The sequence below is a fragment of the Leptolyngbya sp. FACHB-8 genome (assembly GCF_014695575.1).
GTDB lineage: Bacteria > Cyanobacteriota > Cyanobacteriia > Elainellales > Elainellaceae > Vacuolonema.
The window spans coordinates 81,101-87,623 of the sequence record NZ_JACJOO010000080.1 but is presented as its reverse complement, the minus strand read 5'-3'; the positions used below and the strand labels follow the sequence as shown (position 1 = coordinate 87,623).

Annotated in this window: 5 protein-coding genes; 2 read left to right on the top strand and 3 right to left on the bottom strand. The window is 51.3% G+C overall.

The window, feature by feature from the left end:
* Both H6F91_RS23000 and H6F91_RS22995 read left to right on the top strand, forming a co-directional pair.
* Positions 1–476, top strand: a 476-nt coding sequence (locus H6F91_RS23000) for an IS630 family transposase (protein WP_190789510.1), incomplete at its 5' end; no start/stop codon positions are given.
* Positions 477–817: 341 nt separating this feature from the next.
* Positions 818–3,172 (top strand): site-2 protease family protein, encoded by a 2,355-nt coding sequence (locus H6F91_RS22995; protein ID WP_190789509.1) that lies wholly within the window; start codon positions 818–820, stop codon positions 3,170–3,172.
* Between the two features lie 265 nt (positions 3,173–3,437).
* Here the strand turns inward: H6F91_RS22995 and H6F91_RS22990 are convergent, their stop codons facing one another.
* The 3 genes from H6F91_RS22990 to H6F91_RS22980 form a co-directional block, all read right to left on the bottom strand.
* Positions 3,438–4,796, bottom strand: a complete 1,359-nt coding sequence (locus H6F91_RS22990; RefSeq protein WP_190773690.1) for a Gfo/Idh/MocA family oxidoreductase — start codon at positions 4,794–4,796, stop codon at positions 3,438–3,440.
* 157 nt (positions 4,797–4,953) lie between these two features.
* Positions 4,954–5,493: a dTDP-4-dehydrorhamnose 3,5-epimerase gene (gene rfbC, locus H6F91_RS22985; protein WP_190773689.1), complete on the bottom strand. Its 540-nt coding sequence runs from the start codon at positions 5,491–5,493 to the stop codon at positions 4,954–4,956.
* On the bottom strand, positions 5,493–6,518 hold the full coding sequence (locus H6F91_RS22980; protein ID WP_190773688.1) for an SDR family oxidoreductase: 1,026 nt from the start codon (positions 6,516–6,518) through the stop codon (positions 5,493–5,495). The genes rfbC and H6F91_RS22980 overlap by 1 nt, the downstream gene beginning before the upstream one ends.
* Between the last annotated feature and the right edge of the window lie 5 nt (positions 6,519–6,523).

The window sequence follows — 6,523 nt, the reverse complement described above, 5'->3', positions numbered from 1 at the left end:
CCGGACGATTAGTTACGGCGTGTGGGGTGAAGCCAGTAGGACAGACGCAATGGCAACGAGGGTGCTTCTGGCTCTATGGAGTGGTCGAACCCCTGACAGGTTTCAGTTTTTTCTATGAGTTCTCCCACCTCGATCGCACCTGCTTTCAACAGTTTCTAGACCTGCTGTCGCTGCAATTGGGCGATGACATTGCCGTGATTCAAGTGGATCAAGCAACGGCCCATACCGCTAACGACTTGGTCTGGCCGAGTAATATCATCCTCACATTTCAGCCACCTCATTCTCCAGAACTCAATCCGATTGAACGGTTCTGGTTATTCCTGAAAAAACAATTGGCGTGGATCAACTGTCCTGACTTGGAGGCACTGCGTAAACTCCTGACCTCGGAACTCGACAAGATTTCCCCTGAAAGGGTTGCGTCATTGACGTCCTACGATTTCATTCTCGAAGCCCTATTTGGCGCAGCTTCATATTAAAACGGTATTAACAGCCTAAACATCTATGGTGTGAACAGGTCATCTCCAGCAGACTAAAAGCATGGTCAAGGAGCGGAACACAACCGGCCAAAGCCAATTATCCTAAACATTTAACCAGGAGTTTTCCTATAAATCTGTCTTACAACGGTAAGTCTTGCGAAATTATCATCATGCTTCGCACCCCACCCACAACACAAATACACTACGGATAGTGGACTTGCGTAAGCCCTGCCTTTATGTAGCAATACCCAATTTCTAAAGTCTCGTGAAGAGGCGGCTACCCTGTTACATCCGATGAATAGATCGGAATACTAAGGCTATTCCTCACTGTGTGATCGATCATGTTGTCGCTTCTCTATACGATCGCGCCCCTACTGCTCATCCTTGCCCTGCCCTATCTCATCGCAACCTGGAAAATTCGCCATACCACCATGCGGTGTATGTGTGTAAAACCCGCCCAGGCTGAGGACATACCAGAAGCTGCCTGGGGGATTTTTAAGGAGGCGATCGCCGAATTGAATATCCAGGGGTTCAAAATGGTGAGCTGTCATCAAATTGAACAGGGGTCTGAGAGCGATGGCAACCAGTGGGGAATTTTGCTTCAGCATGGCTCGGGTCATACCTACGCAGGGCTCATGACCGCTCAGTTAGTCAGCAGTAACACCCCTCTCATTCGGAGCTGTATCGCCTTTTTTGACGATGGAACTCAGCTAACCACACTCAATACGGCTTACTTTGGCATCTATAGCTCCAATCCTCGAGAAATTGCGCTCCATGTTGGAACCGTTTCCGCGGAGGAACAATGGCAGAGCCACCAACAAAAACTGGCCGAACTGAGCCAAGAGAAGCAACCCCAAATCCTATCTCATGAAGCCTTCCTGCAAACGTTAGAAGCATCTAACCAATGGGGAGCTGAGCGCCTCGTCACCACAGGAGAAGTTCAATGGGTCACACCGGGGGAAAGCTACCGCATGACCTGGAAAACGGCTATCCGAGCGGTCTATCAGGTTGCCCGCAAGGGAAAGCAAAAACCTATTGGGCAAACCAATGCAGAGGCAGACCATACCGATTCCAATCCTGCTACGCCCATTGTTGAACTGGAAATTGCAGAGTTTCATCGATTGCAGCAGAAACAAAACAAAGGCCTTTCCCAACGGGGCAAAAACTGGCTGCTCTTGGGCACACTGGCCCTCTTCATTGCCTCCTACTCTTCTATATTTGACCCACAGAGGCTCATGATTTTTGTGGCCGTCCTGCTCTTCCATGAGGGGGGTCACATTCTGGCTATGAAAATTTTTGGGTATCGCAACACGGTGATGCTGTTCATCCCGTTTTTGGGCGCGCTAGCAACGGCCCGCAAAGACAACGCGTCCCTCACCGAGAAAGTATGGATTTCCCTGGCAGGGCCACTACCAGGATTAATTCTGGGCATTGGATTGGCGATCGCCTTTGGCCTGACACGTACCCCCGACGTCGCGGCTAGCACCTGGCTGGAAGACACCAACTGGTTTCGCGAAACCAGTTGGATGCTCATCATGCTTAACCTGTTTAACCTGTTGCCCATTTACCCACTCGACGGTGGGCAGGTGGCTGACCTGCTGCTATTTTCGCGAAATCCTTACTTGGGCGTCATCTTTAAAGGAATGGGGGCGGCATTGTTAGCGCTGGTCGGGTTAACCAGCCCCTTGATGTTTGTCTTTGCCCTGCTGATTGCGTTCAGTATCCCCAGCAGTTTCCGGTTAGCCAAACTCAATGCCCGCTTTCGCAGGGATCTACGGGAGTTGCCTCCGGGCGATCGCGATGAAGCTCTCCGATATCTCTTCACCCAGCTCCAGAAGCCTCCCTACCAAGCCTTACCCTTCGCCAAAAAATACAGTCTGGTGGTGGGTCTACTCGACACCCGGCAGGAAGATTCCGCTAGATGGTCTGTACGAGCGGGTTTAACTGGCGTTTATCTAGTCAGCTTATTGGGAGGCTTTGCCGGGGGCCTCTATGCCCTGATGCCTGGCTGGAACAGTTGGAATCTGATGCGGTCAAACTGGGCTGACCCGAAAGCCGCATACTCTGAGCGAGCTCAGCAGGAAGTAGACGCCGCAGAACAAGCCTTGCAGACCAATCCGCAGGACATGCAAGCCTACTTGAGGCGAGGTCGCGCCCGGTTAGCTCTGGATAACTATGACGGAGCGATCGCCGACGCTGAACGGGTTTTACAACTCGATCCTGACGCAGGCGAGGCCTATCAGTTGCGAGGCACAGCCCGCGAACGCAAAGGCGACAGCACAGGTGGAATAGCCGATCAAGAAAGAGGCATGAAGCTGCTCCTGCAACAGGAGATGCACGACATCAATCAAAAATTGAGCCAGAACTCACAGGATGTTAGAGCCTACCTGCATCGGGCGAACCTGTTTTATGGCCTGCAACGCTACCCCGAAGCGATCGCAGACTGCAATCGAGCCTTACTGATTGATTCGCAAAATATTGATGCTGTGTTATTACGGGGTGAGGCATACCTGGCATTGGGCCAGTACCCTGAAGCGACGGGAAATGCCAACCATGCCCTGAGGTTAGATCCTGATTCCGCCAACGCCTATACATTGCGAAGCCGAGCACGGCAGGAAATGGGAGATGAGAATGGGGCGATCGCCGATCAGCAAAAGGCCACCGAACTTTTAGAAGCCTATGATGACGAGCTGTAATAGAACGACATCGCACAGCTAAGCAGATGGTGGAGGGGGTTATGCGAAGCATACCCCCTCCACCATCTGCTTCTAACTGAAATGGCTGTAGCTATAGCGCTGTGCAAATGCGTTAAGTACAGTAGCGGTGGTGTGGGGCACTTCGTGCCCCGCACCACCTTACTTAATCAACGTGCACAGCGCTATATAGCTTTAATTTGATAGAAAAAAGGTCGCATTCCTGAGAAACGCGACCTAGTTGATTGGGATTCAGGCTGTCAAACCATTACGCCGTTACCAGAGTGCGGCTGGGGAAAAACATCGCATTTTGCTCAGCGCGTAATTTATCACACAGGCGACCTGCAGGTAATTCCACATCGTCGTAGGTGAGAACTTGATCCTTTGCCACATCGCGCTTCAGAACGCAACCTTCCGCTAAACCGATGGGTAGCAAGTTTTGCTCCAGGGTGATCTGAGCCGTTTCGCAGAGGCCATAGGTCATGTAACCGCCCAACTCATCAATGGTTTCGCCCGCCTTCAGGTCAGTCTTCGCAGCCGTGATGACATCCACACGGGGGCCATAGGTGGGAGCTAATACCACGTCGTTGAACAGTACCACACGAGCCACGGACATGGGCACCTCGAGATGGCACAGGTGGTAGGGGTGGTAGAAGCTGTAGAGCGGGCCTTCACCAAGCTTATAGAGGTTCAGGTAATGGCGTTGTTTGGGATCGTCGTGGGTGGCGAATACGTACACACCAGGACCCGGTTTAACGGCAACTACATAATCCACAATACCGCCCAGCTCTTTGAGTTGATCGATGTCATAGAGCTTGGTCAGGTCGTCAATATGGCCGTTGAAGTTAAGATTGTATTCCTTAATCAATTCCTCTTTGTGGCGCATAAAGTCGTGGCCCATCATGCCACGCTTGGCGATGGTCATGCCAGTACCGTTGGCAACGATCGCCTGCTCAAAGGAAATCTTTGTCCCATCAGCAAAGCTAGTTACCATGTGGACGTTTTGGCCCCACTGCTCCGCAAAGCCTTTTTGAGTGGTGGGGTTACGGTAGGCGTCGTGCAGACCCTTGATATTGCCGCACACCATTGGGGTCAAGCCCAGGCTCTTGACGTAGCGGTAGAGGTTCATTTCCACACCGGGTTGATCGCCTTCGCAGGCCGTAATAATAACCCCGGCTTTATCGGCGTAGGTTTTGAGAATGGGGCCGATAGTGCCGTCCAGCTCGGCGTTCATCAGGATGATGTGCTTTTTGTGGGCGATCGCCTCCATCACCACATGGGCACCAAACTCGATCGCACCCGTTACTTCAATCAGTGCATCGATGCCTTCGGCGCGGCAGAGGAGCATCGCGTCATCAGTGACCGCGTATTGGTTGTGGGCGATCGCGTCTTCTAATTCAGCAACGGTTTTGACTTCTCGAATATCTTCAACACCGGCCTGCTGGTAAGCGTATTTCGCTTTCTCCACCGTCCGGTTAAAAATTGCCACCAGTTCCATTCCGGGCACTGAGTTGACAATTTGATTGGCAATCCCTTTTCCCATAAAGCCAGAGCCAATCATCCCAACTCGCACGGGATTCCCAGCTTCTTGGCGAGCCTGCAATGCGGTATCAACGATGAAGTACATAAAAATCCTCTCCTACGGACACATGATTGGAACAAACTCAAAGCGCTGGAATACTCAAATGACTCAACTTTGATACCTATTAGTCAGACCTTACGTATGGCTACGATTAACAGCAGAACGGGAACCGGGAGAGACGATCCCGATTCCCTAACACCTGTTACACCGGTACGGGTTCGAAAAGCGGCCAGGCTGAATCCTTTTCAGAAATAACCGTTACTTCCATCGGCCACTCAATGCCAAAGGTTGGGTCATTGTACCGCAGACCTCGCTCATAGCCAGGGGTATAGAACTCACCGACCTGATAAATAACCTCTGCACCGTCCGTCAGAGCCTGATAGCCATGGGCAAACATTTCGGGAATGTAGAGAGTACGGCGGTTCTCTGCTGTCAACTCCACGCCGATGTGCTGCATGTACGTGGGGGAATCTGGACGCATATCAATAATGACGTCATAAATTGCACCCTTGGTACAACGCACGAGTTTGGTTTCCGCTGCCGGAGGAAGCTGATAGTGCATTCCTCGCAGAGTTCCGGCCTTGTGGTTGAAGGACATATTGCACTGGGCCACAGTGGCTTTCAGGCCATGTTCTTCAAACTCTTTGGCACAGAAGGTCCGGGCGAATCCACCTCGATGATCTTCCCGAATGTCTAGATCAAGGATGAATGCGCCTTTTAACTTCGTCTCCGTAAAGATCATTACACGCTCCAGAAGAAATCTTTGTCAATTTGCTGAGTATGCAGCAGATATTCGAGTTGCTTCAACCGAGTGAAGGCCCGGTACTCAAATACCTCCTTGGTCATGTCAATTTGAGTGAATACTTGCAGCAATTGCTGTGCACCGCGCAGAGCATCCCAGTCACACTTAAAACCGGGTACCTGGGTGTTGATTTTCTCAAACGACACTTTGTAGCTGCGGTTATCTGATCCTTGATCCCCAAAGCTCAACTGGCAACCCGGGAAGACACTCGCCACAATTTCAGCAATCTGCTTGACCTGATAGTTGTTAGCAGAGTCACCCACGTTAAAGACCTGGTTATGAACGATATCGCGGGGAGCTTCCAATACACACAGCAGAGCCTTAGCAATGTCCAGGGCATGCACCAGAGGCCGCCAAGGTGTACCATCACTGACCATCTTGATTTGCTTCGTGGTCCAGGCCAGACCGGATAGGTTATTTAACACAATGTCAAAACGCATCCGAGGAGAAGCACCAAACGCGGTCGCATTGCGCATAAAGGTGGGAGAAAAGTCGTCACTCGCCATCTTCGATACATCGCGCTCCACCAGTGCCTTGCATTCCGCATAGGCAGTTTGAGGATTAACGGGCGAGGTTTCATCCACAACTTCAGTGGCAGCAACGCCGTACACACTGCAGGATGACATGTAGACAAACCGCTTAATTCCCGCTTGCTTGGCTAGTTCTGCCAGACGCACAGACCCTTTATGGTTAATATCGTAGGTAATGTTGGGCGACAACTGGCCCGTTGGGTCGTTAGAAAGCTCGGCCATATGAACAATCGCATCAACCCCTCTTAGATCTTCCAGGGAAATATGACGAAGATCTTTAGTAAGGGTCTGGGCGGTCATCTCGGTGCCGTTGTAAAGCCAACCCGATTTATAAAAGCCTGTATCAACAGCAAGAACTTCGTGACCGTGCTTGAGGAGCAATGGCGCAAACAAGCACCCGAGGTAACCCTCTGTACCGGTTACTAAAACTTTCATGGATT

What these genes read in the sequence shown, in the direction of transcription:
- H6F91_RS22995 (WP_190789509.1), top strand. Translation starts at nt 818, where the DNA reads ATGTTGTCGCTTCTCTATACGATCGCGCCCCTACTGCTCATCCTTGCC.
- H6F91_RS22990 (WP_190773690.1), bottom strand. Translation starts at nt 4,796, where the DNA reads ATGTACTTCATCGTTGATACCGCATTGCAGGCTCGCCAAGAAGCTGGG.
- rfbC (WP_190773689.1), bottom strand. Translation starts at nt 5,493, where the DNA reads ATGATCTTTACGGAGACGAAGTTAAAAGGCGCATTCATCCTTGATCTA.
- H6F91_RS22980 (WP_190773688.1), bottom strand. Translation starts at nt 6,518, where the DNA reads ATGAAAGTTTTAGTAACCGGTACAGAGGGTTACCTCGGGTGCTTGTTT.